Source organism: Micromonospora sp. NPDC049171, from assembly GCF_040648275.1.
GTDB lineage: Bacteria > Actinomycetota > Actinomycetes > Mycobacteriales > Micromonosporaceae > Micromonospora.
Map to the genome: position 1 here is coordinate 110,081 of NZ_JBEZDJ010000006.1, position 24,342 is coordinate 134,422.

Here is a 24,342-nt window from a genome sequence, read left to right on the forward strand (position 1 = left end):
ACCCGGTCAACGGGTCCCCGTACGCCGAAAGGGCGTCCACCAACGGGTGGACGCCCTTTCGGAGAAGCTCGGTCAGCGCTTGCTGGCCGCCTTCTTCGCCGGGGCCTTCTTGGCCGCCGTGCTCTTGCTCGCCGCCGCGGTGGTCTTCTTCGCCGTGGTCGACTTGGTCGCCGCGGTGGTCTTCTTCGCCGCGGTGGTCTTCTTGCTGGCGGCCGTCTTGGTCGCCGTGGTGCTCTTGCTCGCCTTGGCCGGGGCGGTCTTCTTGCTGGCGACCGTCTTGGTCGCCGTGGCGGTCTTGCTCGCCTTGGCCGGGGCGGTCTTCTTGCTGGCCGCCTTGGCCGTGGTCGCCTTGGCCGTGGCCTTGCTGGCCGCCTTGGCGCTTGTCGCCTTGGTGCCCGTGGCCTTGGCGCTTGTCGCCTTGGTGCCCGTGGCCTTGGCGCTTGTCGCCTTGGTGCCGGTCGTCTTGGTGCCCGCCGCCTTGGTGCCGGCCGTCTTGGCCGTGGCGGTGGTGGTGGCGGTCTTCTTCGTCGCCACCGTGGCCTTCGGCACCTTGCCGCTGGCCACCATCTCCTTGAAACCGGCGCCGGGGCGGAAGGTCGGGACAGATGTCTTCTTGACCTTCACCGCCTCGCCGGTCCGCGGGTTGCGCGCTGTTCGCGCGCCACGCACACGCTTTTCGAACGCTCCGAATCCGGTGATCGCCACCTTCTCGCCCTTGGTGACCGCCGCCTGGACCTCGGTGAGGACCGCCTCGAGGGCGTTCGTCGCCGTCTTCCGGTCCCCCAGGCGAACGGCGAGCGCCTCGATGAGCTCGGCCTTGTTCACGACTTCCTCCCGATTGTGCAACTGACTCGTCGCGAGCCATTCTGCGCGCACGTTATGCCCTGCGCTGCCGGGACACAAACATTCGGTAGAAAAAAGCCCTTGTGTCGTAACGGATTCACCCCCACCGGTCGGACCGATGGGGGTGAAATCCGCTGGGCGCCCGGGCGTACGGCTATGCCACGGAGGGCAGGAACGGCAGTCGCCGGGCCTCGTAGGAGTCGATGTCGGCGACGTTGCGGAGGGTGAGTCCAATGTCGTCGAGGCCTTCCAGCAGCCGCCAGCGGCTGAAGTCGTCAAGCGGGAACGACCAGTTGGCGTCCCCGGCCCGGAGCTGGCGGGCGGTCAGGTCGACGGTCACCGGGGTGGTCGGATCCGACTCGACCAGGTCCCACAGCTCTTCGACGGCTTTCAATTCCAACTCGACCGGCAACAGACCTTCCTTGAGGGCGTTGCCGCGGAAGATGTCGCCGAAGCGGGGCGCCACCACCGCGCGGAAGCCCCAGTCCCGCAGTGCCCAGACGGCGTGCTCCCGGGATGAGCCGGTGCCGAACTCCGGGCCGGCGATCAGGATCGACGCACCGGAATAGCTTTCATCGTTGAGGACGAATGTCGGATCTTCCCGCCACGCGCTGAACAGCCCGTCGGCGAAGCCCGTGCGGGTCACCCGCTTGAGGTACACGGCGGGGATGATCTGATCGGTGTCCACGTTGGACCGCCGCAGCGGCACGGCCGTGCCGGTGTGGGTGGTGAACTTGTCCATCTCCTCGGTCCCTTCTACAGGTCGGCGGGGGCGGCCAGCCGGCCGACCACGGCGGTGGCGGCGGCGACCGGCGGGGAGACCAGGTGGGTACGCCCACCCCGGCCCTGACGGCCCTCGAAGTTGCGGTTCGAGGTGGAGGCGGAGCGCTGGCCCGGCTTCAGCGTGTCGGGGTTCATCCCCAGGCACATGGAGCAGCCGGCGAACCGCCACTCGGCCCCGGCGTCGACGAAGACCTTGTCCAGCCCCTCGGCCTCGGCGGCCTCCCGTACGGCGGCGGAACCGGGCACCACGAGCATCCGGACCCCGTCGGCGACCTGGTGGCCGCGCAGCACGTCGGCGGCGGCCCGCAGATCCTCGAGCCGACCGTTGGTGCAGGACCCCACGAAGACCACGTCGATGGGCAGCTCCCGAAGCGGGGTGCCGGGGCTCAGGTCCATGTACGCCAGGGCGCGGCGGGCGGCGGCGCGCTCCGAGTCGGTGACGAAGTCCTCCGGGTCCGGCACGGGCGCGCTCAGCGGCGCCCCCTGCCCGGGGTTGGTGCCCCAGGTGACGAACGGGGTGATCCGGCTGGCGTCCAGGGTCACCTCGGCGTCGAAGCTCGCGCCGTCGTCGGTGGGCAGCGTCCGCCACCACTCCAGCGCCGCGTCCCAGTCCGCGCCCTGCGGCGCGTTCGGTCGACCCTTGAGGTACGCGAAGGTGGTCTCGTCCGGCGCGATCATGCCGGCCTTGGCACCCCACTCGATGGACATGTTGGCGATTGTCATCCGCCCCTCCATGGAGAGGGCCTGGATCGCCTCGCCGCGGTACTCGACGATGTGCCCGCGCCCCCCACCGGTGCCGACCTGGGTGATCAGCGCGAGCACCAGGTCCTTGGCGGTGACGCCGGGGGCGAGACGGCCGGTGACGTTCACGGCCATCGTCTTCGGCCGGCTCTGCGGCAGCGTCTGGGTGGCCAGCACGTGCTCCACCTCGCTGGTGCCGATGCCGAAGGCGAGCGCGCCGAACGCGCCGTGGGTGGCGGTGTGTGAGTCGCCACAGACGATCGTCATGCCCGGCTGGGTGACACCGAGCTGCGGGCCGATCACGTGCACGATGCCCTGGTTGTCGTCACCGAGCGGGTGCAGCCGCACCCCGAACTCGGCGCAGTTGCGCCGCAGCGTCTCGATCTGCGTACGCGACGTGGGGTCCTCGATGGTGAGCAGGTCACCACGGCGGAGGCGAAACGCCGGGTCGGCGTACCCGGTCGGGGTGTTGTGGTCCTCGGTCGCGAGGGTCAGGTCGGTACGACGCACCCGGCGCCCGGCGAGACGCAACCCGTCGAACGCCTGCGGGCTGGTCACCTCGTGCAGCAGGTGCAGGTCGATGAAGAGCAGGTCCGGCTCACCAGCGGCGGATCGTACGACGTGTGCGTCCCAGACCTTCTCGGCCAGGGTCCTCGGCTCAGGAGTGACTCCCACCATCTGGACATCCTAAATTCTGGGAGGTAAGTTTCGGCTTGTGGGACACAGTATGAGCGGTGTCGGCGTTCTCGACAAGGCGGTGGTCATCCTGGCCGCCTGCGTCGACGGCGCCAGCCTGGCCGAACTCGTTGATCGCACCAAGCTGCCCCGAGCCACCGCACATCGGCTGGCCCAGGCCCTGGAGATACACCGGATGTTGGTCCGGGACACCCAGGGCAGGTGGCGCCCCGGGCCTCGTCTGGGCGAGCTGGCGAACGCCGCACCGGACGTTCTGCTGACCGCCGCCGAGCCCCTGCTCGCCGCGCTGCGGGACGCCACCGGGGAGAGCGCCCAGCTCTATCTGCGCCGCGCCGACGAGCGGATCTGCGTGGCGGCGGCGGAACGCGCCAGCGGCCTGCGGGACACCGTCCCGGTCGGGTCGGTGCTGCCGATGACCGCCGGCTCCGCGGCCCAGATCCTGCTGGCCTGGGAGCCACCGGAGGCGGTGATGCCACTGCTGCCGCGCAGCAAGTTCACCGGACGCACCCTCGCCGAGGTGCGCCGCCGCGGCTGGGCGCAGAGCGTCGCCGAGCGGGAGGCCGGTGTGGCGAGCGTCTCCGCCCCGATCCGTGACCGCACCGGCCGCGTGATCGCCTCGGTCAGCATCTCCGGCCCGATCGAGCGCCTGGGCCGCCGCCCCGGCGAACGCCACGCCATGGCCGTAGTGCGAGCCGGCCAACGCCTATCCGGCCTCTAACCCCACCCCTCCCCACCCCCCACCCCCACCCCTCTCCTCCGTCGCGTTGATCATGAGGTTATAGCCACGACACGCCGAGGCCAGTGGCTATAACTCCATGATCAACGCGACGGAGGAGGGGGCGGGGGTGGGGACGGGAAAGGCTCACCTCGCGGAGCGAGATGAGCCTTTGGGTGTAGCCCCGACCGGATTCGAACCGGCGCTACCGCCTTGAGAGGGCGGCGTCCTGGGCCGCTAGACGACGGGGCCAGAACTTTCCTGTTCACCGCCCTCGCGAGCGGTGCGGCTGTAGTCTAGCGGCACCGCCGGTTGGGGCGAGCGCGGGGTGCAGGACCCGCGGCGGCGGGCCACAGGTGCCACAGCAGCTCCGACACAGGGGCCACAGCAGCTCCGACGCAGACAACGAAACAGCCCGCCTCACCAGGTGAGACGGGCTGTGCACGATGTAGCCCCGACCGGATTCGAACCGGCGCTACCGCCTTGAGAGGGCGGCGTCCTGGGCCGCTAGACGACGGGGCCAGAACCACTTTTCGCTCCCCCACCCCGGCGGGCGGAGGAGCTGCACTCTGCCGGAGACCACTCTCCGCCCCCGAAGGGGCGGAGTCGAACTCCATCAGAATCCAGCGTCCGGAATTCTCGCGAACTCCGGTAGCGCTGGGGTACCAGGACTCGAACCTAGACTAACTGAACCAGAATCAGTCGGGCTGCCAATTACCCCATACCCCATTGGCCCCTTGCGGCGCCGGGAGTGAACTTTACCCTCCCGGTGCCGGCAGGCCAAATCGGATCCCCCCGAACCGCCCGTGAGCTGCGGAAACAGGGGCATCCGACCGATCAGGCGACCGGAACCACCGGGTTGCTGAGCTCCCCGATGCCCTCGATCCGCACGGCGACCGTATCCCCCTCGACGAGCGGGCTAACCCCGGCCGGAGTGCCGGTGAGGACGACGTCGCCGGGCAGCAGGGTCATCACGTGCGAGATGTACGACACGAGGCCCGGCACGTCGAAGACCATGTCCTTCGTGCGGCCGAGCTGGCGTACCTCCATCTCCTCCGGGTTGCGACCCACCTCACAGCGGATCTCCAGGTCGGAGACGTCCAGACCGGTGGTGATCCACGGGCCGATCGGGCAGAACGAGTCGAAGCCCTTGGCCCGGGTCCACTGCCCGTCGGAGCGCTGGAGGTCTCGGGCGGTGACGTCGTTGGCGCAGGTGTAGCCGAAGATGGCGCGTTCGGCGGCGGCCCGGTCGGCGCGGCGCGCGCCCGGCGCCCCGATCACGACCGCCAGCTCCGCCTCGTGTTCGACCTGCTTGGAGAAGATCGGCAGGCGGATGGCGTCCCGGGGGCCGATCACCGAGGTGGACGGCTTGAGGAAGAGCAGCGGCTCCTTGGGCACATCGTTGCCGAGCTCGGCGGCGTGGTCGGCGTAGTTGCGACCGACACAGACCACCTTGCTGGGCAGGATCGGCGAGAGCAGCCGAACGTCGGAGAGGGCCCACCGGGCCCCGCTGAAGGAGAGTTTGCCGAACGGGTGGCCCTCGATCTCGGCGATGGTCAGGCCCTCCGGCCCGGCCCCCGCTTCACCTTCGACGGCACCGAACGACATTCCCTTGGCATGGGCGAAACGAGCGATACGCACCCGGCCAATCTAGCCCCGCCGACACCTCCACCGGCCAGGACCGGCCGTGGGGTGTGCTCAACCCGTCAGCGGGCGGCAGCCTACCGGCGCGGGAGGTGACCCGGGCGGGCTTCCCGACTTCGTACCCGCACGGAGGCGACTCGCCCCTAGCGTCGGTTCCGGAGGTTCGTTCGTATGCCTGCATCGACACGACACCACAGAGCCCTCGCAGTGTTCGTCCACTGCCTCGGCATCCTCGCCGCCGTGCCGGCCCTGCCGGCGGTGGCCCCGGAGGCGCCGCCCGCGCACGCACCACCGGCCGCGCCGAGACCACCGGCCGCGCCACCACCATCCGCCTCGCCAATACCATCCGCCGCGCGAGCACCATCGGCCGCGCAAGCACTACTCGCCGCGCAAGCACCATCGGCCGCGCAAGCGCCACCGGCCACGCCGACACCACCACCGGGCGTCGCGACCCGACCGAGCGCCGTGCCGACCGGGGTGCCGACCGCCGTGGCGACCGGGGCGACGGCCACGCCGGCGACGACCACGCGGCCACCGGTCGCGGTGCTCGCGCGGATGGCCGTCGAGCCCACCCCGCCGTCGGCGCCACCGGCGATGGGGCCGCCGTCGCGGGCACCGGCGTCGGCGCCCCCGCAGCAGGTCACGGTGGCGGTCGCGCCGGAGACCAGCCCCGCACCGAGGTACCGGATCCAGGTGCGCAACGTGGGCAACGCACCGGTGGACACCACGGTGCGCCAGGAGTTGCCGGCCGGGTCGTCGCCGACCGCGATCAGCGCCGGCGGCCGGTCCACCCGGGCCGGCGGGTCGACCACCGAGGTGACCTGGCGGTTGAGGCTGCCGGCGCACAGCAGCACCACGCTGGGCACCGCGCTCGCCGCGACCGCGCCCGGCCAGCCGCTGACCGCGCCGGCCTGCGCGTTCACCAGTGACGGCACCCGGCCGTACGACTGCGCCACGGCCACCTGGCAGGCGGCGGCGGCACCGGCGGCCGAGGTCACCGAGGCACCGCCCTGGCGTCGGTACCCGGTGTTGCTCGCCGGCCTGGCGATCCTGCTGCTGATCAGCGCCGCCCTGGCCTGGGTGTGGCGACGTCGGCGCGCGGGCCGGGTCACGGCTGCCGCACTGGCCAGCGGGGGCGGGTCCGACGGTGGTCGCGGGACGATCTATCCGCGCCCGGCAGCCCCGAGTGCGCCGCGGCGTCGGCGTACCCCGCCGGTCTGGTTGGTGGTGGGTGCGGCCGTGGTGGTCCTCGCGGGCGTCGTCGGCACCGCGGGTTGGACGGCGACCCGGCGGGTCTCGGCGATCGACACGCAGAAGCAGCCCACCAGCGGCGCGTGGATGGGCAGCGGGGTCACCGGGCCGGTGGGTGTGCCACTTCGCGAGTCGGCGTTCGAGTTCACCGTCTACCGGATGTCCTGCGGCTCACCCGGGAAGGCCGACGGCGGCGGTGCCGCGCCGGCCAACGGCCGACGCTGTCAGGCCACCGTGGGGGTGCGTAACGTCACCGGTGACCACCAGCCCTGGCACGGCCAGCTGCAACGGGCGTACCTGCCCGGTGGACGCTGGGTGAGCACCGACGAGTCGGCCACCCGGGCGGCCAACCTGGGTCGGGACATCTTCGCCGACCCGATGGCCGCGGGCAGCCGGATGGTGCTGCCGCTGGTGTTCACGGTCGACGGACGGGACCCGCCCCAGCAGCTGGAGCTGCGCAGCGGGGTGTTCTCCGCCGGCGTGCGGGTGCACATGCCCTGACCGGGTGCGCGGGCGGCGGTCGTACCCTGGGGTGCGTGACCGCCGCCCTCGCCCCCGCCGTGCTCGACGCGGCGGCGTGGCAGGCCCGCCGGCGTGCCCACGAGGAGCGGGTGGACGTCTGGCTGACCCCGCACCTGGCCCGCCGGCGGCGCGGTGAGCGGCATCCGGTGGCCGACTTCCTGTTCACCTACTACTCGCACCGCCCGGCCCAGCTCCGTCGCTGGCATCCGGGCGCCGGGGTCGAGCTGCGCGATGCCGATCCGGCCGAGTTCGGCCGGGACTACCGCGCCACCACCGCCGGGGTCACCCTCGACACCGATGGGGTACGCGCGCGGCGCGGCGAGTCGATCGCCTGGATCCGATCCCTGCTGGCGGCCACCGCCGGGCGGGCGCCGCACTTCGGCTGCTTCGGGATGCACGAGTGGGCGATGGTCTACCGGCAGACCCACGAGGAGGTGCGGCACAACGCCTGGCCGTTGCGGCTGACCCCGGAACGGACCGCCGCGGTGGTGGAGGAGCGGGGCGTGCGGTGCAGCCACTTCGACGCGTTCCGGTTCTTCACGCCGCCGGCCCGTTCGTTGAATCTGCTCACCCCGACCCGGGAGACGCAGCACGCACTCGACCAGCCGGGCTGCCTGCACGCCAACATGGATCTGTACAAGTGGGCGTACAAGTTGTCGCCGCTGGTGCCGTCCGAGCTGGTCGCTGACTGCTTCGAGCTGGCTCGGGAGATCCGTACCCTGGATATGCGGGCCAGCCCGTACGACCTGGCGGCGCTGGGTTATCCCGCGGTGCGGGTGGAGACCGCCGACGGGCGGGCGGAGTACGCCGCCGCGCAGCGCGGGTTCGCCGAGCGGGCCGCCGTGCTGCGCGACCGACTGCTCACCGCCGTCCCGCTCTGATCGATAGCTCAGCCGACCGTGCGGGTACGCAGGCCGTCGACAAGCAGGTCGACCACTGCGGTCAGGTCGTCGTCGAGCCCGGGCTCGGTCCACTCGGTGCGGTGTGCCGGGTGGTGGAAACGGGCGGTGGCCTGCAGCAGCGCCCGGCCGGCCACCGCCGCGTCGGGCACGCTGAACTCTCCGGCCGCCACCCCGTCCGCGACGATCAGGCTGAGCTGACCGGCGAGCACCTCCAGGTGGTTGGCGACGGCGCCCTCGGAGAGCGTGGCGAGCTGGTGGAAGTTGTCGAACAGCTCCGGGTCCTCCCGGGCCATCCGTCGTTTGGTGCCGCTCAGCTCGGCCAGCCACCGACGCAGCCGCTGCGCGGCCGGCTCGGGGCCGGTGCCCACCTCGATCAGGGGGGTGGAGACCCGGGCCAGCCAGCGTTCGGCGACCGCCTCGCGCAGGGCGGCCTTGCTGGCGAAGTGCCGGTAGACGCTGCCGTGGCTGACGCCCAGCGCACGTGCGACGTCCAGCACGGTCGCCTTCGCCGGCCCGTACCGGCGCAGCACCTCCTCGGCGGTGTCGAGGATGCGGTCGGCGGTCAGGGCGGTGGCGTCGCTCATCAGGCCAGCCTCCCTGACCGCGCCGGCAACCGTGGCGCGACCCCCGGACCGGCGGTCGCGCCACGGCCCGCGGTCATGCGCGCTCGCTGTCCAGGAAGGCCATCTGCGCCTCGTCGTAACGGGTTCCGGCCGCCGCGCCGGCGGGGACGGCGGCTTCGATGGCGGCCAGGTCCGCCTCGGTCAGGGTGACAGTCGTGGCGCCCAGCGCCTCGGTGAGCCGCTCCCGGGTGCGGGCGCCGAGCACCGGGACGATTGTCGCGCCGCGCGACAGCACCCAGGCGATGGCGATCTGCGCCACGGTCACGCCGCGCGCCTCGGCGATGGCGCGCAGCGCGTCCACCAGGGCGAGGTTGCGGTCCAGGTTCGCGCCGGCGAACCGGGGCAGGTGGCTGCGGAAGTCCGTACCCGTGGTCTGCTGCCCGGGCTGCCAGTGGCCACTGATCAGGCCGCGGGAGAGCACCCCGTACGCGGTGATGCCCACGCCCAGTTCGCGGGCCGTCGGCAGGATCGCGGCCTCCGGGTCGCGGGAGATCAGGGAGTACTCGATCTGGAGGTCGCTGATCGGGTGCACGGCGTGTGCCCGGCGCAGCGTCTCCGCGCTCACCTCGGACAGGCCGATGTGCCGGACGTGGCCGGCCTTGACCAGCTCGGCCAGGGTGCCCACCACCTCCTCCACCGGGACGTCGGGGGAGAGTCGGGCGGGTCGGTAGACGTCCACGTGGTCGGTGCCGAGCCGACGCAGCGTGTACGCCAGGAAGTTCTTGATCGCGACCGGCCGGACGTCGATGCCGTTCCAACCGCCCTCGGCGTCGCGAAGCGCACCGAACTTGACGCTGATCACCGCGTTGTCCCGGTTGCGGCCGCGCAGCGCGTCGCGCAGCAGCATCTCGTTGTGGCCCATGCCGTAGAAGTCGCCGGTGTCCAGCAGGGTGATGCCGGCGTCCAGGGCGGCGTGGATGGTGGCGATGCTCTCGGCCTCGTCGGCGGCGCCGTAGAGGTCCGACATGCCCATCAGGCCGAGCCCGAGGGCGGAGACGGTGGGCCCGGCGCCGAGGGAGCGGGTGTCCATGGGGGTGTCCTCTCATCGTGGGTACCCGATGACCGTACACCATCCGGCTGACAGATTCCAGTTTCTGTCAGCCGGACAGGCCCTGAGGCGATCGTCGCGTTGTCCCATCGGCGGTGCGACTCATCGTGTTAGCTTGATTTTCATGATTACCGGTGCAAGTTCACTGATGTTCCTTGCCGGTCTTCTGACGATCGGCATAACGGCGTCCGAAACTGCGTCCGTGAGTGCGGCGAGCGGCGGCGGCACAACGTTCGACAAACCCGCGGTTCGTGGCGCGGCGGCCGCGTTTGGGCCATTCGGCCCCTCCACCTGCATTGCGGGAAACGTGTGGCGGGAAGCCCGGCCGGACGACCACGTCTGCGTGGACCCGAAGACCCGACAATTCGTGAAACTGGACAACCGGAACCCCAACCAGTTCCGCAACCCGGCCGACCGGACCTACGGGACCGACACCTGCCAGCAGGGGTTCGTGTGGCGGGAGGCCACGCCCAAGGACCACCTCTGCGTCGCACCCCAGGTGCGTGAAACACACAAGAGGTTCAACGAAAGCGCGTCCAACCGGTGGGTGGCCACCGTTTCGAAGCGCGGCGAGACAACATCGGTGCCATTCGTCCTGTTCGACTACACCGGGCGGCTGCACAGCGCCTACAGCGGCCGGGACAATCTGGCCGTCGACGGGGCGGACATGAAAGTGCAACCGGATATGAATCGGCCGACGCAGCGGTTCCAATTTCTGCGTCGAGGCGGACGGGTCGCCTACCAGAACGCCTTCCAGATCAGGGACGCCGCCAGCAGACGATGCCTCAGCGTCCGCGACGCCTCGACCGGGAACGGGGCAGGGCTGGGGTTGGAGAGCTGCCGCTGGCGCCCGAACCAGACCTGGCACCTTCAGCGCCGCGCAGACGACAAGTGGGAGCTGCGGGCCGGCCACAGCGACAAGTGCCTCGACGCGGCCAACTCCGCCCTGACGGCACCGGCGCCCGGTGCCTTCGTGCAGCAGTGGGAGTGCATCGGCGGCCAGAACCAGGCCTGGTCCCTCACCGGCTGACTCCCGCGCCGCTCGGGGATGTCGGAGGCGCGGCCGATCAGTCGTCGTCGGCGCGGCGGTCCCGCTTGCGCTGGGACTGACGCTTCTTCTCGGCCAGCCGGCGCTCCTTGGCGCCACGGGACGGGCGGGTCGCCCGGCGGGCCGGCGGTGGGGGTGCGGCGGCCTCCCGCAGCAGTGCGGTCATCCGCTCGCGGGCCGCCTCCCGATTGGCCAGCTGGGCCCGGTGCTCGCTGGCGGCGATGGTCAGCACCCCGTCGACCAGACGGTTGGCCAGCCGGGCCAGCGCCCGGGACCGCAGCCACTCGGGCACCGCCGGCGAGTTGGCCAGGTCGTAACTCAACTCGACCCGGGAGTCGGCGGTGTTCACACCCTGCCCACCCGGCCCCGACGAGCGGGAGAAGCGCTCCCGCAGCTCCCCGGCGGGGACGACCCACCGATCGGTCACCCGCAGTCCGTCGTCCACGCCCCGAGGCTAACCCGTGGCGACTCGCCGGGGGTCATCGGCGCGGAGTCTCACTCTGCGTCGGGGACTGGCCGGGCGCCGGCCCGGCGGCCTCCTCGTCGGAGCCGACCGCCGCGTACGCCACCGCGCCGAAGAGCAGCAGCGCGATCACGCCGGCCTTCACGGCGACCCCGCGGATCAGCGACCAGGCGCCTCGACGGGCGCCCGGCACCGATCTCCGGACGGTCTGGTAGTCGTTCCACCCGCGTCGTGCCCGGGCGTACGCCGACCCCACCGCACATCCGATGACCAGGCCCACCAGCAGGAGGACCGCGAGAAGAGGACGCTCCACCTCCGCCAGTATCCATACCGACAGTAATATTTCCACGGCCCGATGCCGTCGCGCCGGATATCTGACACTGGCAGCGCGCCGCCAGGCTGTCTGGGCAGGTCAGCCGCCCTTACCGATGATCGTGTCGGCGGTCTGCTGCACCTGGTCGATCGGGATGGCGAACCCGATGCCGATCGAACCGTTCCCGTCGATCGTCGCGATGGCGGTGTTCACTCCGACCACCTCCCCCCGGGCGTTGACCAGGGGCCCACCCGAATTGCCGGGGTTGATGGACGCGTCGGTCTGCACCGCGCGGTGCCGGTTGTTGCCCAGCCGCACCTGACGGTCCAGGGCGCTGACGATGCCCGCGGTGACTGTTCCGGCCAGGCCGAGTGGTGAGCCCACCGCGAGCACCGGCTCGCCGACCCGGGTCGCGCCCGGCTTGGCCAGGGGCAGTGGGGTGAGACCGGCCGCGGCCGGCACCTTCAGCACCGCCAGGTCGCTGCGTGGCTCCCGCCCGACCACGTCGGCGGCGAACCGGCGGCCGTCGGGCAGCTCCACGGTCACCGGCCCGCCACCGCCCTTGGCCAGGATGTGATCGTTGGTGATCAGATGCTGCTGGTCGTCCACCGCGAAGCCCGAGCCGGTCGCCGACCCGGCCGACGTACCGCCGGCCAACACCGACACCACCCCGGGCACGGTCCGCTCGGCCGCGGTGACCAGCTCGGCCGACACCGGGGCGGCGGACGCCGCAGCCGGGCCGCCAGCCCCGTCCCGGGCGGCCACCACGCCACCGGCGACGGCCCCCGAGATGGCGGAGAGCGCCACCACGGCCAGCGCGGCGAGCAGTCGTCGCGGCCTTCGTTCGCCCGGGTCACGCTCGGGCGTGTCCCACCACCCGCGCCCGTCCGGGTCGAGGTGCGGTGAGATGAACCAGGGACCGCGCGGTTCGCCCAGTCCGGTCTGTACTGCCATGCGTACTCCTCACGGTCGACGACTGTGGTGGGCGCGGTCAGGGCAGGCGGGAGAACCAGCGCATCGAGCCGGCGGCGGCGCCCATCGCGAACACCAGTCCGATGCCGATGAACCGGGCCGAGACGTCCTGCCGCTCGGTGCGGTAGCCGACCGAGCTGCCGATGTCGTCGTAGACGGCCTTCAGCTCGTCGGTGGTGCTGGCCTCGTGGAACATCCCGCCGGTCTCCTCGGCGACCGCCTTGAGGGTCTGCCCGTCGACCGGCACCTGGATGGGTCGTCCACCGCGGTCGACGAACCCCGACGGCGTCCCGAAGGAGATCGAGTGCACCGGCACCTCCGCCGTCACCGCCTCGGCCGCCGCCTCCATCGGGTCCATTCCGGAGGTGTTGGCGCCATCGGAGAGCAGGATGATCCGGGCCGGTGGCGTCTCCTTCGCGGCCGCGCTGTCCAGACTCTTGACCGCGCCGAGGGAGGTGTTGATGGCCTCGCCGATCGCGGTGCCCTGCACGCCGGTGATGCCCTCGGCGAGCCGGTCGATCCCCTCGTCGAGGGCGCCCCGGTCGGTGCCCGGCGGCACCAGCACGGCCGCGCTGCCGGCGAACGCGACAAGACCCACGTTGAACTCGTCGGGCAGTCCCTCGACGAACCGTCGGGCGGCCTGCTTCGCCGCGGCCAACCGGTCCGGGTCCACGTCGGTGGCGAGCATCGACGTGGACACGTCCACCGCCACCATCACCGTGGCCCGCTCCCGGGGCACCCGGACCTCGGCGCTGGGGCGGGCGAACCCGACGACCAGCAGGGCCAGCATCGCCAGGAAGAGCCCGGCCGGCACGTGCCGACGCCAGGCGGGCCGCTCCGGCGCCACCCGGTCCAGCAGTCGCAGGTTGGTGAAGCGGACCGCGTACCGGCTGCGCCCACGTTGCATCAGCAGGTACACGCCGACGAGAGCGAGTACGCCGAGCAGCAGCCAGAGTCGCAGCGGCGACTGCCAGGTCACGCGACACCTCCCCGTGCCGGGCCGACCGGCGCGGCGGCCAGCCGACGCTGGGTTCGCACGTGCCGGACGATGTCCGCGCACCAGTCCCCGTCGGTGCGCAGGGGCAGGTGGGTGGCCCCACTGCGGCGCAACGACCCGTGGATCTGGTCGCGCTGGGCGGCGGCGGCCTGGGCGTACCGCTCGCGCAGCCGCCGGTCCGATGTGCACACCTCGCGGCGACGGCCGGTCTCCGGGTCCATCAGCGTGATCAGGCCGACGTCCGGTAACTCCAGCTCACGTGGGTCGGTGACCTCGATCGCCAGCACCTGGTGTCGGGCGGCGAGCCGGCGCAGGGTCCGTTCCCAGGGCGCCGGCTGGCCAGGGTCGTCGGGCAGGCCGTCGAGGAAGTCGGAGACCACCACGACCAGACCACGCCGGTTGGCGATCCGGTGCAACGCGTCGAGCCCGTCGGCCAGGTCCGGCGGCCCCGCCGCCCCCCACCCCGGCCGGCCGCCGGGCGCGGTGGGTCGCGGGGCGGCGAGCAGCGTGCGCAGCAGAGCGAGCAGATGGGTACGCCCGCTGCGGGCCTCGAAGCGGCGTACCCCGTCGGCCCGCAGCACCTGGGCGCCGAGGCGGTTGCCGACGCCCGCGGTCAGGAAACCGACCGCCGCGACCGCGGCCACGGCCAACTCCCGCTTGTCCAGCTCGGCGGTGCCGAACTCCATGCTGGCGCTGCCGTCGACGAGCAGCCAGGTGGTCAGTTCCCGGTCGGCGTCGACCTGCCGGACGTGCGGCACGGCGGTGCGGGCCGTCACCGCCCAGTCCATCCGGCGGACCTCGTCCTCGCCCGGCCGGTACTCGCGGCTGCCCGAGGGTTCACTGCCCGGTCCGGGCAACAGGCCGCGGTACTGGCCGTGCAGCAGGCCGTTCAGTCGGCGCGTGACGGTCAGCTCCAGGCGACGTACCCGCTGATCCGGGGCCAACTCGGCCAGGCCCGGGCCGGCCGGCGCCACGATCGCTCGTCTCATGCCGCCGCCAGATCCGGCGTCTGCTGTGGGTGGCCGGTGGCCAACCGGGGCGGTGGCACCGCCTCGACCAACCGTCGTACCACGCTCTCGGCCGACACCCCGTCGGCCACGGCGTCGAAGGAGAGCACCAGCCGGTGGGCGAGGACGTCGACGGCCAGGTCACGCACGTCCTCGGGCAGCACGTACTCCCGGCCCCGCAGTAGCGCCTGGGCCCGAGCGGCCGCGACCAGGCCGAGGGTGGCCCGCGGGCTGGCACCGTACGCCAACAGCGGGGCGATCTCCGGCAGCCCGAACCGGCCCGGGTCACGGGTGGCGAGGATCAGCCGCACCACGTACTCGGCCAACGCATGGTGGACGAAGACCCGCTCGGCGTGGGCCTGGAGGTCCCGCAGTCGTTGCGCGTCGAGCACCGGACGCGGGCTCGGCCGGTCGGTGCTCATCCGGTAGAGGATGGCCAACTCGTCGGCGTCGCTGGGGTAGTCGACCACCACCTTCATCAGGAACCGGTCCCGCTGCGCCTCCGGGAGCTGGTAGACCCCCTCGGACTCGATCGGGTTCTGGGTGGCCAGCACCAGGAACGGTTGCGGGACCGGCCAGCTGCGCCCGCCGATGGAGACCTGCCGTTCCGCCATCGCCTCCAACAGCGCCGACTGCACCTTGGCCGGGGCGCGGTTGATCTCGTCGGCCAGCACCAGGTTGGCCATGATCGGGCCCAGTTCGATGTCGAAGGTCTCCTTCGAGGCCCGGTAGATCCGGGTACCGACGATGTCGGAGGGGACCAGGTCCGGAGTGAACTGGATCCGGGAGAAGGTGCCCCCGACGACGGTGGCGAGGGTCTGCGCGGCCAGGGTCTTGGCCACACCGGGTACGCCCTCCAGAAGACAGTGCCCATTGGCGATCAGTGCGGTGAGCAGGCGTTGGACGAGCCGATCCTGCCCGACGATCACGCGTTTGACCTCGAAGAGGGTCTGTTCCAGCTCGACGCCCGTCGGCTCGGGATCGACCGAGCTGGGCATGCTGGCCAGGGTGTCCGAGATGTCCGTCACGGTGCTTGCTTCCCTGGCCGAGGGCCTGGCAAACGTCGGATTGTGCGGCCCGGACGGGCCCGGAGTGGCCGGAACAGGGACAAGTCGCACGGAAGCGCGACGATCGACACGAGCCCGCCGAGGACCCCTCAACCGTGCCGCCCCCGGGACCGCGACCAACACGGCGCGATCAGGCCGCTGCGGGTCCCGGCCAGGGCGAGCAACGAGCGGCCCCCGCGCACGAAGCGCGGGGGCCGGGTTGTCGATTCGGTCAGGGCGTGTGGGTGAGCAGAGTGAAGCCCAGGTCGGCCGGCACTCCCGCCGAGTTGCGGGTCTGGATGAAGACCGCGTTCGGCGTGCTCAGCCGCGGGGCGACCGCGACCTCACCAGCCGGCGGGATGCAGCAGGCGTCGAATCGGGAGATGGTGGCCAGGAAGGCCCCCGCCGACACGTTGTAGCCGAACTGCACCTCGTACTGGCCGGTGCCGTACTTGAGCACCGTGCCGGTGCCGCGCGCCTTGGTGCCGTTGGCGTTGACGACGGTGAACCAGGTGGCGGCCGCCATCGTGGTGACCCCGCCCGCCTTCAGCGCGGCCTTCGCCGAGCGTGCGGACTCGGCGGTGACCGGCGGCTGGGTGTTGGCATCACGGACCGTCGGCTTGACGGCCGCCTGCGGCGCCTTCGCCGACGGCTGGGCGATGGCGATCCCCCCACCAGCCAGGGTGAGCGCCAGGACAGCGAACGTGACCGCTGCCGCCTTACGTCGGAAGGATTTTTCCATGACAGGTCCCCCTTGTATGACCGTGCGAATTCGACCGACCCGCGGGGCGGGACGGATGACTGCCCATAAATAGGCGGACGACGACATTGGGGTGCGGAAAACCTAGCCCACTGGCAACCGGTGAGGTTGATTTCTGAACGTTCTACATCCCATCTGAGCTGGGATTACTACTCAGAGTGGCGTCGCTTGAACCAGATGGAACGTAGCACCGCAAAAAGCCAGCCGTCAATAGTTGATCTCACTTTATTGAGCTGTCGACCAGCCGTCAGACAAACTGTGAAATGTGAAGGCGTCACCATTCACGAATTGCATTCGGAGCGCCCACTAGGATCACCGTCATGATCGTCGACGGCCCGACCAGGCCCACCCCCGCGCCGAGGTGGTACCGCAGTGCGCGACTCGGCACGGTGCTCTGCTGGCTGACGATCGCGCCGACAGCCCTCTGGGCCGCCGTCCGACTGCTCGGCCTCGACCGGGGTCCACTGGTGCAGGCGCTCGCCTTCACGCCGTACATCGCAGGTGTCAGCGTGCTGCCCCTGGCCCTCGCACTCGCCCTGCGGCGATGGTGGCCGGCGGCGGTCGCGGCCCTGGCGGCGGTGGCGCTGCTCGGCGTCGTCGCACCCCGGGCGTTGGCCGCTCCGCAGCCCGCGGCGGCCGGGCCGACCGTGCGGCTACTCACCGCCAACCTGCTCGCCGGGACGGGCGACGCGCGGACGTTGGTCGAGCTGGTCCGGCGGCACGAGGTGGACGTGCTCACCGTGCAGGAGTTCACGCCGGACGCGCGGACCGCCCTGGATCAGCTCGGCCTCGACCGGCTGCTGCCGCACCGCCAACTCAACCCGGAGGTCGGCACTCCCGGCTCCGGGCTCTACTCGCGGTGGCCGCTCACCGACGTCGGCCTTCGGCGCAACCTCAACGGCTGGGGCTTCACCCAGGCGTACGGGACGGTGACGATCCCCGGCGCACCCCCGGTGCGGGTCGAGTCGGCGCACCCCTCCGCGCCGTACGCGCTCGACCAGGTCGGTCCCTGGCGTGCCGACCTGACCGCGCAGCCACCGGCCACTCCGGACGGCGGCCTGCAGATCCTCGCCGGGGACTTCAACGCGACCCTCGACCACGGCCCGCTGCGAGCCCTGCTGCGCACCGGTTACGTCGACGCCGCCGACGCCGCTGGCGAGGGCCTGGTCGGCACCTGGGGCCCGTACGACGGTGACCTCATCCCACCGGTCACCATCGACCACGTGCTGGTCGACCGGCGCATCGCGGTCCGCTCGGTGCGGGTGCTCGCCCTCCCCGGCAGCGACCACCGCCCCGTCCTCGCGACCCTCACCCTCCCCACCCCACCGTGATCTTGCACTTTCTGCCCTCAGTTAGCGGGCCAAGAGCCGCGAACGGGCGACACGAAGTGCTAGATCGCGGGGGTGGGGTGGGGTGAGATGGTTAGACCGTGGTGGGGGCCAGGCCGTAGGTGAGGGCGTCGATCAGGGCGTGCCAGCTGGCCTCGACGACGTTGGGGTGTACGCCTACCGTCGTCCAGTCGCGGCCGGTGCCGTCGGCGGTCTCCAGCAGCACCCGGGTCACCGCGCCGGTGCCGTGACTGCCCTCGAGGATGCGGACCTTGTAGTCGGCCAGCTCGAAGGCGCGCAGCTGTGGGTAGTGCCGCGCGAGCCCCACCCGCAGCGCCTCGTCGAGCGCGTTGACCGGGCCGTTGCCCTCGGCGGTGGCGATCACCCGCTCTCCACGTACCCGGATCTTGACGGTCGCCTCGGAGACCACCGAACCGTCCTCACGGTGCTCGACGAGCACCCGGTACGACTCCAGAGTGAACGGTCGGGCCGGGCCGCCCTCCGGCAGCTCGGAGCGGACCAGCAGCTCGAAGGAGGCGTCCGCGGCCTCGAAGGACCACCCGCCGGCCTCCAACTCCTTGACCCGCTTGGTGACCCGGGTCAGCGCCTCCGGACTGGCGGCCAGGTCCAGACCGAGCTCGCGGCTCTTGAGCTCGACGCTGGCCCGGCCGGCCATCTCGGTGATCAGGATCCGCATGTCGTTGCCCACCACCGACGGGTCCACGTGGTTGTAGAGCAACGGGTCGACCTTGATCGCGCTCGCGTGCAGCCCCGCCTTGTGGGCGAAGGCGGCGGCCCCGGCGTACGCCTGGTGGGTGTCGGGGGCGATGTTGGCGATCTCGGCGATGGCGTGCGAGACCCGCACCATCTGCGCCAGGCAGCCCTCCGGTAGGACCGGCATGCCGAGCTTGAGTTGGAGGTTGGCGGCGACCGCGAAGATGTCGGCGTTGCCCGGACGTTCGCCGTACCCGTTGGCGGTGCCCTGCACGTGGCGGACGCCCGCCTCCACGGCGGCGATCGTGTTGGCCACCGCGCAGGAGGTGTCGTTCTGGGCGTGCATGCCGAGCAGCGCGGGGTCGATCCCCAGCCGGTCGGTCAGATCGGTGATGACGGCGGTCACCTGGGACGGCAGCATGCCGCCGTTGGTGTCGCAGAGCACCATCCGCTCGGCGCCGGCGGCCAACGCGGTCTGCACCACGGCCGCGCCGTACGCGGGGTCGTGTCGGTAGCCGTCGAAGAAGTGTTCGCCGTCGACGAAGACCCGGCGGCCCTCGCGGACGAGGTGGCTGACGGTGTCGTGGATCATCGCCAGGTTCTCCGCGCCGGTGGTGCGCAGCGCGCGTTCGACGTGTCGGGTGTCGGCCTTGGCGACCAGGGCCACGGCCGGGGTCTGCGCGTCCAGCAGGGCGCGCACCTGGGGGTCTTCGGCGACCGCGACACCGGCCTTGCGGGTGGAGCCGAACGCGACGAGCACGGCGTGCCGCAGGTCCAGTTCGGTGCGCGCCCGGCGGAAGAACTCGGTGTCCTTGGGCACCGCACCCGGCCAGCCGCCCTCGATGAAGCCGACGCCGAACTCGTCGAGCAGCCGGGCCACCGCCAGCTTGTCGACCACCGAGTAGGTGAGCCCCTCGCGCTGGGCGCCGTCGCGCAAGGTCGTGTCGTAGACCTGGAACGTCATCAGGATCCTTTCTCTGAGCAACAAAAAGACCTCCCGCGGGTGCGGGAGGTCTGCGCGCTCGGCGGAGGGGAGAGCCGGCGCGCTAGGTCGCAATAATCAGGGAGGTGTTGCTCACGGTCACCACTGTGCCACTCGCCCCCGAATGTGGGAAGGACAATCCACATACCGAGATGACTACGGAGGGTGCATTCGGTCCGGGGGCGGCCTGGAGCCCGCCATCGGTGCTCGGCTTCAGCAGCCCCTAGGCTGCCAACCGGCGAAAACAGCCATGCGGAAACATCTGGAAAGATCCAGTTACAGCCACCGTGCCGCCCAAAAGGAGGACCTGTGCTCACTGTCGGTGACCGCTTCCCCGAGTACGAACTCACCGCCCGCGTGTCTGTGGACGCCAACAAGGCGCTCAACGTCTCCGAGGTGCTGCCGGTGCTCGACGCGCTGCGGACCGACGAGCTGTGCCCGGGCAACTGGAACAGGGACGGCGACACCCGCGACGCCAACGCCCTCCTCGCCGGCGCCGGGGTCTGACCATGGGCCTGGACGCGATCAAGGCGGCCCTGCCGGAGTACGCCAGGGACATCAAGCTCAACCTGGGCTCCACGGTCGGCACCTCGACGCTGACCCCGACGCAGACCTGGGGCACCGCGCTGGCCTGTGCGGTCGCCGCCCGCAACCCCGTGGTGCTGCGGGAGATCGCGGCCGAGGCGCTCGGGCACCTCGGGCCGGAGGGTGTCGAGGCGGCCAAGGGCGCCGCCGCGATCATGGCGATGAACAACATCTACTACCGGGCCAAGCACCTCATCGGCGACGACCAGTACGCCTCGATGCCGGCCCGGCTGCGGATGCGGATCATCGCGCGGCCCGGCGTGGACAAGGGCGACTTCGAATTCTGGTGCCTCGCCGTGTCGGCGATCACCGGCTGCGGCGTGTGCCTGGAGTTGCACGAGAAGAAGCTGCGGGCCAGCGGCTTCACCCGGGAGCAGGTGCACGAGGCGCTGCGGATCTCCGCCGTGGTGCACGCCGCGGCGGTCACCCTGGACGCCGAGGCCGCCCTCGCCTGAGCAGGTACGCCCCGACGGGCCGACACCGCACCTCGCGGCGTCGGCCCGTCGCCACACCTCGCGGCCCGCGAACCGCCGCCGCGGCCTCGACCCGTCGCCGCACCCACGGCCCTCGGCCCGCCGCCGAGCCCTTGGTCGCTCGCCGTTTCCGGCCCCCGACGGCCGGGTAGCTCCTGCGGGGACGACGTACCCGCCTACGCCGAGACGATCGGCGACAGTCAGGAGTGAACGGCATGGACAGCATCGATCCGCACGCCACCCACGCCGGGCCGGACCCGCTGCGCGGCGGCGACCAGGGTGCCGTGCCCGGCGGCGCGCCGGCCGGCACGTTCGACCCCTGGCGGTACCGGGACCAGGCCGGGGTGGCCGACGCCGACCTGGTCGGCTACAAGGTCGAGGCCAGTGACGGCGGAGTCGGCAAGATCGACAGTGCCAGCCACGAGGTGGGCGGCAGCTACCTGGTGGTGGACACCGGCCCCTGGATCTTCGGCAAGAAGGTGATGCTGCCGGCCGGCACCGTCAACCAGGTCGACCACGACCAGCGCACCGTTTCCGTCGACCGGACCCGGGACCAGATCAAGGCCGCCCCGGAGTACGACGAGAGCAGCCACAGCGACCCGAGCTACCGGGATCAGTTGGGCGGCTACTACGACGAGACGTACGGCGCCCTCCCGCCGGGCACCGCCCGATAACTGTTCGACCCGACGGCCGGTGGGGTGCGGCCCCGCCGGCCGTTACCGTGTGCACGTGGACGCCATCGACGACAGCCGCCAGATCTCGTTGCCCGCCACCTTCAACTTCCGGGAGGTCGGTGGCTACCTCGGCCACGGCGACCGACCCGTACGCCGGGGCCGGCTCTTCCGTTCCGACTCGCTGCACCGCCTCACCGAGCAGGACCAGGACGCGTTCGCCGCGATCGGGATCCGCACCGTCATCGACCTGCGCCGCCCCAGCGAGGTGCAACGGGACGGCCGGGTGCCGGCGTACCAGGGGCTGACCTACCGGAACATCCACCCGGAGCACGAGGACTGGGCGGGCACACCGCACGAGGAGGGTGCCAGCCTGGCCCGTTACCTCGCGGACCGGTACGCCGACCTGGCCCAGACCGGCACCGCCGGGCTGGCCGAGGCGGTCGGGCTGATCGCCGACTCCGCGAACGCCCCGGTGGTGGTGCACTGCGTCGCCGGCAAGGACCGCACCGGCATCGTCTGTGCGCTGACCCTCGCCGTGCTCGGTGTCGACGACGCGGACATCACGGCGGACTACGCGCTCAGCACCGAGGCGTCGGCCCGGTTCAGTGCCTGGCTGAAGACCACCAGCCCGACCAGCGTGAACGTGCCAGCGCCGTTCCTGGCCTCGCCCGCCGAGGCGATGCAGATCTTCCTCGACGAACTACGCGAGGGGTACGGCTCGATCGAGGCGTACCTGCGCCATGCCGGGGTGACCGACGAGCAGCTCGCCGCGCTCCGCGACCACCTGCTCGACGAGCCGACCGAGGCGTAACCCGCCGAGGCCCAGCCGACCGAGGCGCAGCCCGCCGAGGCGCAGCCGACTGCGCCGGCCCGTCCGGTGGGGACGGGCCGGCCAGCCGCGTCGGTCAGAGGACCCGCTGCACCCAGCCGTACTCGTCGGCGGTCTTGCCACGCTGGATGTCCATCAACTGCTCACGGAGGGTCATGGTGACCCGGCCGGGCTCGCCACCGCCGACCAGGAACTCGCCGTCCGGGAAGCGGACCTGACCGATCGGGGTGACCACCGCGGCGGTGCCGCAGGCGAACACCTCCCGGAGGCGACCGCTGGCCGCGTCGGCCTGCCAGTCGGCGAAGCTGACCGGCCGCTCCTCGACCCGGTGCCCGGCTGCCCCGGCCAGCGTGAGGACCGCGTCGCGGGTGATGCCCGGCAGGATCGTGCCGGTCAGCGGCGGGGTGACGATCGAGTTGTCGTCGTAGACGAAGAAGACGTTCATGCCACCCAGCTCGTCCACGAACCGGCGCTCCACCGCGTCCAGGAAGACGACCTGGTCGCAGCCGGCCTCGATCGCCTCGGCCTGGGCGGCCAGCGACGCGGCGTAGTTGCCGCCGCACTTGGCCGCGCCGGTGCCACCGGGTGCGGCCCGGGTGTAGTCGGGTGAGACCCAGACGGTGACCGGCTTGACCCCACCGCTGAAGTACGACTCGACCGGCGAGGCGATCACCATGTAGAGGTATTCGTTGGCCGGGCGGACGCCGAGGAAGACCTCGCTGGCGAACATGAACGGCCGCAGGTAGAGGCTGCCGTCCGCGCCGGTGGGGATCCAGTCCCGGTCGATCTCGATGAGCTTGTGCAGCGAGTCGACGAACACCTCGGGCGGCAGCACCGGCATCGCCATCCGCTGCGCCGAGGTGACGAAGCGGGCGGCGTTGGCATCCGGCCGGAACATCGTCACGCCACCGTCGGCCGTCCGGTACGCCTTCAACCCCTCGAAGATCTCCTGCGCGTAGTGCAGCACCGCGCTGGCCGGGTCCATCGGAATCGGACCGCGCGCCTCCACCCGGGCGTCGTACCAACCCTTGCCCTCGGCGTAACGCACGGTGACCATGTGGTCGGTGAAGACGCGGCCGAACCCGGGGTTGGCCAGCAGGGCGGCCCGATCGGCGGCCGATACCGGCGCGGGATTCGGACGGATCTCGAAGTCGAGCATGTCACCACCGCTCATCGCGCTGACCTCCCTGCGGGACAACGGCATGCGGGACCGCACACCGTATGGGCTGTGCCAGAAACTTACCCCGAACGGTCGTTCAGCGGGTAACGCCACTCGGGCTGGAAGGGGTGCCCGGCCAGGCCGATGCCGGGCCGGTCAGGCTACGGCGTGGGCGGCGAGCCGGTCGCCGACCTCTTCGGTACGCAGCGTCACACCCGGAGTACGGCTGGCCAGCTCGGCGGCGACCGCGGCGTTGACCCGGTCGGCGGACTCGCTGTGCCCGAGCTGCTCCAGCAGGAGCGCGGCGGAGAGCACGGCGGCGACCGGGTCGGCGATGCCTTGCCCGGCGATGTCCGGCGCGGAGCCGTGCACCGGCTCGAACATCGAGGGGAACGCGCCCTCGGGGTTGATGCAGCCACTGGCCGCCAACCCGATCCCACCGGTGACGGCGGCGGCGATGTCGGTGAGGATGTCGCCGAACAGGTTGTCGGTGACCACCACGTCGTAGCGCTGCGGCTGGGTGACCAGGAACATGGCGGCGGCGTCGACGTGCTGGTACTCGGTGGCGATGTCCGGGTGCTCGGCGGCGACCGCGTCGAAGGTGCGCGACCAGAGCGAGCCGGCGTGGGTGAGCACGTTGGTCTTGTGCACAAGGGTGACCTTGCGCCGCTCGCGGCGACCGGCGCGGGCGAACGCGTCGCGGATCACCCGCTCCACGCCGTGCCGGGTGTTCAGGCTCTCCTCCGTGGCGACCTCGGCGGGGGTGTCCCGGTGCAGTGAACCACCGGCCCCGGCGTAGAGGCCCTCGGTGCCCTCGCGCACCACCACGAGGTCGACCTCGCCCGGCTTCACACTGCCCAGCGGGCCGACGACGCCGGGCCAGAGGCGGGAGGGACGCAGGTTGACGTACTGGTCGAAGGCGAACCGGAGCTTGAGCAGCAGCCCTCGCTCGAGCACACCCGGCGGGACCGTCGGGTCACCGACCGCGCCGAGCAGGATCGCGTCGTGCCCGGCCAGCTCGGTCAGCACCGAGTCGGGCAGGACCTCTCCGGTACGGTGCCAGCGGGCCGCGCCGAGGTCGTACTCGGTGGCCTGCACGTCGGGCAGCACCGCGTCGAGGACCTTGCGGGCCTGCGCGACCACCTCGGGCCCGATGCCGTCCCCGGCCACCACCGCGATCCGCGCCACGACCGCACTCCTCTGCTCAACGGTTCCGTACCGGGC

Annotated in this window: 25 protein-coding genes and 3 tRNA genes; 9 read left to right on the forward strand and 19 right to left on the reverse strand. The window is 71.7% G+C overall.

Annotated elements, in window-relative coordinates:
- Nucleotides 1-72 precede the first annotated feature (72 nt).
- The 3 genes from AB0B14_RS09820 to leuC all read right to left on the reverse strand — a co-directional run bounded on the left by AB0B14_RS09820 (nucleotide 73) and on the right by leuC (nucleotide 3,045).
- Nucleotides 73-825: an HU family DNA-binding protein gene (locus tag AB0B14_RS09820; RefSeq protein WP_357522187.1), complete on the reverse strand. Its 753-nt coding sequence runs from the start codon at nucleotides 823-825 to the stop codon at nucleotides 73-75.
- Nucleotides 826-997: 172 nt separating this feature from the next.
- Nucleotides 998-1,585, reverse strand: a complete 588-nt coding sequence (gene leuD / locus AB0B14_RS09825; protein WP_357522189.1) for a 3-isopropylmalate dehydratase small subunit — start codon at nucleotides 1,583-1,585, stop codon at nucleotides 998-1,000.
- A 14-nt stretch (nucleotides 1,586-1,599) separates the two neighbouring features.
- Nucleotides 1,600-3,045, reverse strand: coding sequence for a 3-isopropylmalate dehydratase large subunit (gene leuC / locus AB0B14_RS09830; RefSeq protein WP_357522191.1), 1,446 nt, complete (start codon nucleotides 3,043-3,045; stop codon nucleotides 1,600-1,602).
- A 49-nt stretch (nucleotides 3,046-3,094) separates the two neighbouring features.
- On the opposite strand from leuC, the gene AB0B14_RS09835 reads away from it, so the two are divergent.
- On the forward strand, nucleotides 3,095-3,781 hold the full coding sequence (locus AB0B14_RS09835) for an IclR family transcriptional regulator (RefSeq protein WP_110562481.1): 687 nt from the start codon (nucleotides 3,095-3,097) through the stop codon (nucleotides 3,779-3,781).
- Between the two features lie 176 nt (nucleotides 3,782-3,957).
- Here AB0B14_RS09835 and AB0B14_RS09840 read toward each other — a convergent pair.
- From AB0B14_RS09840 to AB0B14_RS09855, 4 genes are all read right to left on the reverse strand, one after another.
- Nucleotides 3,958-4,030: transfer RNA gene (locus AB0B14_RS09840), tRNA-Glu, on the reverse strand.
- Between the two features lie 197 nt (nucleotides 4,031-4,227).
- A tRNA-Glu gene (locus AB0B14_RS09845) sits at nucleotides 4,228-4,300 on the reverse strand.
- A gap of 135 nt (nucleotides 4,301-4,435) precedes the next feature.
- Nucleotides 4,436-4,507, reverse strand: a tRNA-Gln gene (locus AB0B14_RS09850).
- A 108-nt stretch (nucleotides 4,508-4,615) separates the two neighbouring features.
- A complete protein-coding gene (locus AB0B14_RS09855; protein ID WP_357071585.1) occupies nucleotides 4,616-5,419 on the reverse strand; it encodes a fumarylacetoacetate hydrolase family protein in 804 nt (267 codons plus the stop codon).
- A 342-nt stretch (nucleotides 5,420-5,761) separates the two neighbouring features.
- On the opposite strand from AB0B14_RS09855, the gene AB0B14_RS09860 reads away from it, so the two are divergent.
- Entirely contained in the window at nucleotides 5,762-7,174 is a 1,413-nt protein-coding gene (locus tag AB0B14_RS09860) for a hypothetical protein (protein WP_357522287.1), read from the forward strand.
- A gap of 35 nt (nucleotides 7,175-7,209) precedes the next feature.
- A complete protein-coding gene (locus AB0B14_RS09865) occupies nucleotides 7,210-8,076 on the forward strand; it encodes a 3-methyladenine DNA glycosylase (protein ID WP_357522193.1) in 867 nt (288 codons plus the stop codon).
- A gap of 8 nt (nucleotides 8,077-8,084) precedes the next feature.
- On the opposite strand, the gene AB0B14_RS09870 is transcribed toward AB0B14_RS09865, so the two are convergent.
- Together AB0B14_RS09870 and AB0B14_RS09875 are read right to left on the reverse strand one after the other, a co-directional pair.
- Complete coding sequence (locus tag AB0B14_RS09870) at nucleotides 8,085-8,681, reverse strand: TetR family transcriptional regulator (RefSeq protein WP_357071575.1); 597 nt, start codon at nucleotides 8,679-8,681, stop codon at nucleotides 8,085-8,087.
- 73 nt (nucleotides 8,682-8,754) lie between these two features.
- Nucleotides 8,755-9,750, reverse strand: coding sequence for an aldo/keto reductase (locus AB0B14_RS09875; RefSeq protein ID WP_357522196.1), 996 nt, complete (start codon nucleotides 9,748-9,750; stop codon nucleotides 8,755-8,757).
- 142 nt (nucleotides 9,751-9,892) lie between these two features.
- Here AB0B14_RS09875 and AB0B14_RS09880 point away from each other — a divergent pair, with 142 nt between their 5' ends.
- On the forward strand, nucleotides 9,893-10,798 hold the full coding sequence (locus AB0B14_RS09880) for an RICIN domain-containing protein (protein ID WP_357522288.1): 906 nt from the start codon (nucleotides 9,893-9,895) through the stop codon (nucleotides 10,796-10,798).
- 37 nt (nucleotides 10,799-10,835) lie between these two features.
- Here AB0B14_RS09880 and arfB read toward each other — a convergent pair whose 3' ends face one another.
- The 7 genes from arfB to AB0B14_RS09915 form a co-directional block, all read right to left on the reverse strand.
- A complete protein-coding gene (arfB, locus tag AB0B14_RS09885; protein WP_099851126.1) occupies nucleotides 10,836-11,261 on the reverse strand; it encodes an alternative ribosome rescue aminoacyl-tRNA hydrolase ArfB in 426 nt (141 codons plus the stop codon).
- Between the two features lie 34 nt (nucleotides 11,262-11,295).
- Nucleotides 11,296-11,592 carry a hypothetical protein gene (locus AB0B14_RS09890; RefSeq protein WP_357522198.1) on the reverse strand — a complete coding sequence of 99 codons (297 nt, stop codon included), beginning with the start codon at nucleotides 11,590-11,592 and terminating at the stop codon, nucleotides 11,296-11,298.
- 99 nt (nucleotides 11,593-11,691) lie between these two features.
- Nucleotides 11,692-12,546, reverse strand: a complete 855-nt coding sequence (locus AB0B14_RS09895) for a trypsin-like peptidase domain-containing protein (RefSeq protein ID WP_357071566.1) — start codon at nucleotides 12,544-12,546, stop codon at nucleotides 11,692-11,694.
- 37 nt (nucleotides 12,547-12,583) lie between these two features.
- Entirely contained in the window at nucleotides 12,584-13,543 is a 960-nt protein-coding gene (locus AB0B14_RS09900; protein ID WP_357522200.1) for a VWA domain-containing protein, read from the reverse strand.
- Nucleotides 13,540-14,550, reverse strand: a complete 1,011-nt coding sequence (locus AB0B14_RS09905) for a DUF58 domain-containing protein (protein WP_357522201.1) — start codon at nucleotides 14,548-14,550, stop codon at nucleotides 13,540-13,542. The genes AB0B14_RS09900 and AB0B14_RS09905 overlap by 4 nt, the downstream gene beginning before the upstream one ends.
- Nucleotides 14,547-15,596, reverse strand: coding sequence for a MoxR family ATPase (locus tag AB0B14_RS09910; RefSeq protein WP_357522202.1), 1,050 nt, complete (start codon nucleotides 15,594-15,596; stop codon nucleotides 14,547-14,549). The genes AB0B14_RS09905 and AB0B14_RS09910 overlap by 4 nt, the downstream gene beginning before the upstream one ends.
- A gap of 250 nt (nucleotides 15,597-15,846) precedes the next feature.
- The gene (locus AB0B14_RS09915) at nucleotides 15,847-16,356 is read right to left on the reverse strand and encodes a hypothetical protein (RefSeq protein WP_357522203.1); all 510 of its coding nucleotides are present in this window, start codon (nucleotides 16,354-16,356) and stop codon (nucleotides 15,847-15,849) included.
- 407 nt (nucleotides 16,357-16,763) lie between these two features.
- Between AB0B14_RS09915 and AB0B14_RS09920 the strand changes: the two genes are divergently transcribed.
- Complete coding sequence (locus AB0B14_RS09920; protein ID WP_357522289.1) at nucleotides 16,764-17,705, forward strand: endonuclease/exonuclease/phosphatase family protein; 942 nt, start codon at nucleotides 16,764-16,766, stop codon at nucleotides 17,703-17,705.
- A gap of 91 nt (nucleotides 17,706-17,796) precedes the next feature.
- Here AB0B14_RS09920 and cimA read toward each other — a convergent pair whose 3' ends face one another.
- A complete protein-coding gene (gene cimA, locus AB0B14_RS09925) occupies nucleotides 17,797-19,380 on the reverse strand; it encodes a citramalate synthase (RefSeq protein WP_357522204.1) in 1,584 nt (527 codons plus the stop codon).
- A 327-nt stretch (nucleotides 19,381-19,707) separates the two neighbouring features.
- Between cimA and AB0B14_RS09930 the strand changes: the two genes are divergently transcribed.
- The 4 genes from AB0B14_RS09930 (at nucleotide 19,708) to AB0B14_RS09945 (ending at nucleotide 21,941) form a co-directional block, all read left to right on the forward strand.
- Nucleotides 19,708-19,905: a hypothetical protein gene (locus AB0B14_RS09930; protein WP_357522205.1), complete on the forward strand. Its 198-nt coding sequence runs from the start codon at nucleotides 19,708-19,710 to the stop codon at nucleotides 19,903-19,905.
- Nucleotides 19,906-19,907: 2 nt separating this feature from the next.
- Nucleotides 19,908-20,438 carry a carboxymuconolactone decarboxylase family protein gene (locus AB0B14_RS09935; protein WP_357071548.1) on the forward strand — a complete coding sequence of 177 codons (531 nt, stop codon included), beginning with the start codon at nucleotides 19,908-19,910 and terminating at the stop codon, nucleotides 20,436-20,438.
- Nucleotides 20,439-20,671: 233 nt separating this feature from the next.
- The gene (locus AB0B14_RS09940) at nucleotides 20,672-21,130 is read left to right on the forward strand and encodes a PRC-barrel domain containing protein (protein ID WP_357071545.1); all 459 of its coding nucleotides are present in this window, start codon (nucleotides 20,672-20,674) and stop codon (nucleotides 21,128-21,130) included.
- A gap of 55 nt (nucleotides 21,131-21,185) precedes the next feature.
- Nucleotides 21,186-21,941 (forward strand): tyrosine-protein phosphatase, encoded by a 756-nt coding sequence (locus AB0B14_RS09945; protein WP_357071542.1) that lies wholly within the window; start codon nucleotides 21,186-21,188, stop codon nucleotides 21,939-21,941.
- A gap of 94 nt (nucleotides 21,942-22,035) precedes the next feature.
- Here the strand turns inward: AB0B14_RS09945 and AB0B14_RS09950 are convergent, their stop codons facing one another.
- Together AB0B14_RS09950 and AB0B14_RS09955 are read right to left on the reverse strand one after the other, a co-directional pair.
- On the reverse strand, nucleotides 22,036-23,133 hold the full coding sequence (locus tag AB0B14_RS09950) for a branched-chain amino acid aminotransferase (protein WP_357522206.1): 1,098 nt from the start codon (nucleotides 23,131-23,133) through the stop codon (nucleotides 22,036-22,038).
- A gap of 141 nt (nucleotides 23,134-23,274) precedes the next feature.
- Nucleotides 23,275-24,306, reverse strand: coding sequence for a 3-isopropylmalate dehydrogenase (locus tag AB0B14_RS09955; RefSeq protein WP_357522207.1), 1,032 nt, complete (start codon nucleotides 24,304-24,306; stop codon nucleotides 23,275-23,277).
- Nucleotides 24,307-24,342 lie beyond the last annotated feature (36 nt).

Coding starts and splice junctions, on each gene's coding strand:
- leuD (WP_357522189.1), bottom strand. CDS start 1,585: ATGGACAAGTTCACCACCCACACCGGCACGGCCGTGCCGCTGCGGCGG.
- leuC (WP_357522191.1), bottom strand. CDS start 3,045: ATGGTGGGAGTCACTCCTGAGCCGAGGACCCTGGCCGAGAAGGTCTGG.
- AB0B14_RS09835 (WP_110562481.1), top strand. CDS start 3,095: ATGAGCGGTGTCGGCGTTCTCGACAAGGCGGTGGTCATCCTGGCCGCC.
- AB0B14_RS09870 (WP_357071575.1), bottom strand. CDS start 8,681: ATGAGCGACGCCACCGCCCTGACCGCCGACCGCATCCTCGACACCGCC.
- AB0B14_RS09875 (WP_357522196.1), bottom strand. CDS start 9,750: ATGGACACCCGCTCCCTCGGCGCCGGGCCCACCGTCTCCGCCCTCGGG.
- AB0B14_RS09880 (WP_357522288.1), top strand. CDS start 9,893: ATGATTACCGGTGCAAGTTCACTGATGTTCCTTGCCGGTCTTCTGACG.
- AB0B14_RS09895 (WP_357071566.1), bottom strand. CDS start 12,546: ATGGCAGTACAGACCGGACTGGGCGAACCGCGCGGTCCCTGGTTCATC.
- AB0B14_RS09905 (WP_357522201.1), bottom strand. CDS start 14,550: ATGAGACGAGCGATCGTGGCGCCGGCCGGCCCGGGCCTGGCCGAGTTG.
- AB0B14_RS09915 (WP_357522203.1), bottom strand. CDS start 16,356: ATGGAAAAATCCTTCCGACGTAAGGCGGCAGCGGTCACGTTCGCTGTC.
- cimA (WP_357522204.1), bottom strand. CDS start 19,380: ATGACGTTCCAGGTCTACGACACGACCTTGCGCGACGGCGCCCAGCGC.
- AB0B14_RS09935 (WP_357071548.1), top strand. CDS start 19,908: ATGGGCCTGGACGCGATCAAGGCGGCCCTGCCGGAGTACGCCAGGGAC.
- AB0B14_RS09940 (WP_357071545.1), top strand. CDS start 20,672: ATGGACAGCATCGATCCGCACGCCACCCACGCCGGGCCGGACCCGCTG.
- AB0B14_RS09950 (WP_357522206.1), bottom strand. CDS start 23,133: ATGAGCGGTGGTGACATGCTCGACTTCGAGATCCGTCCGAATCCCGCG.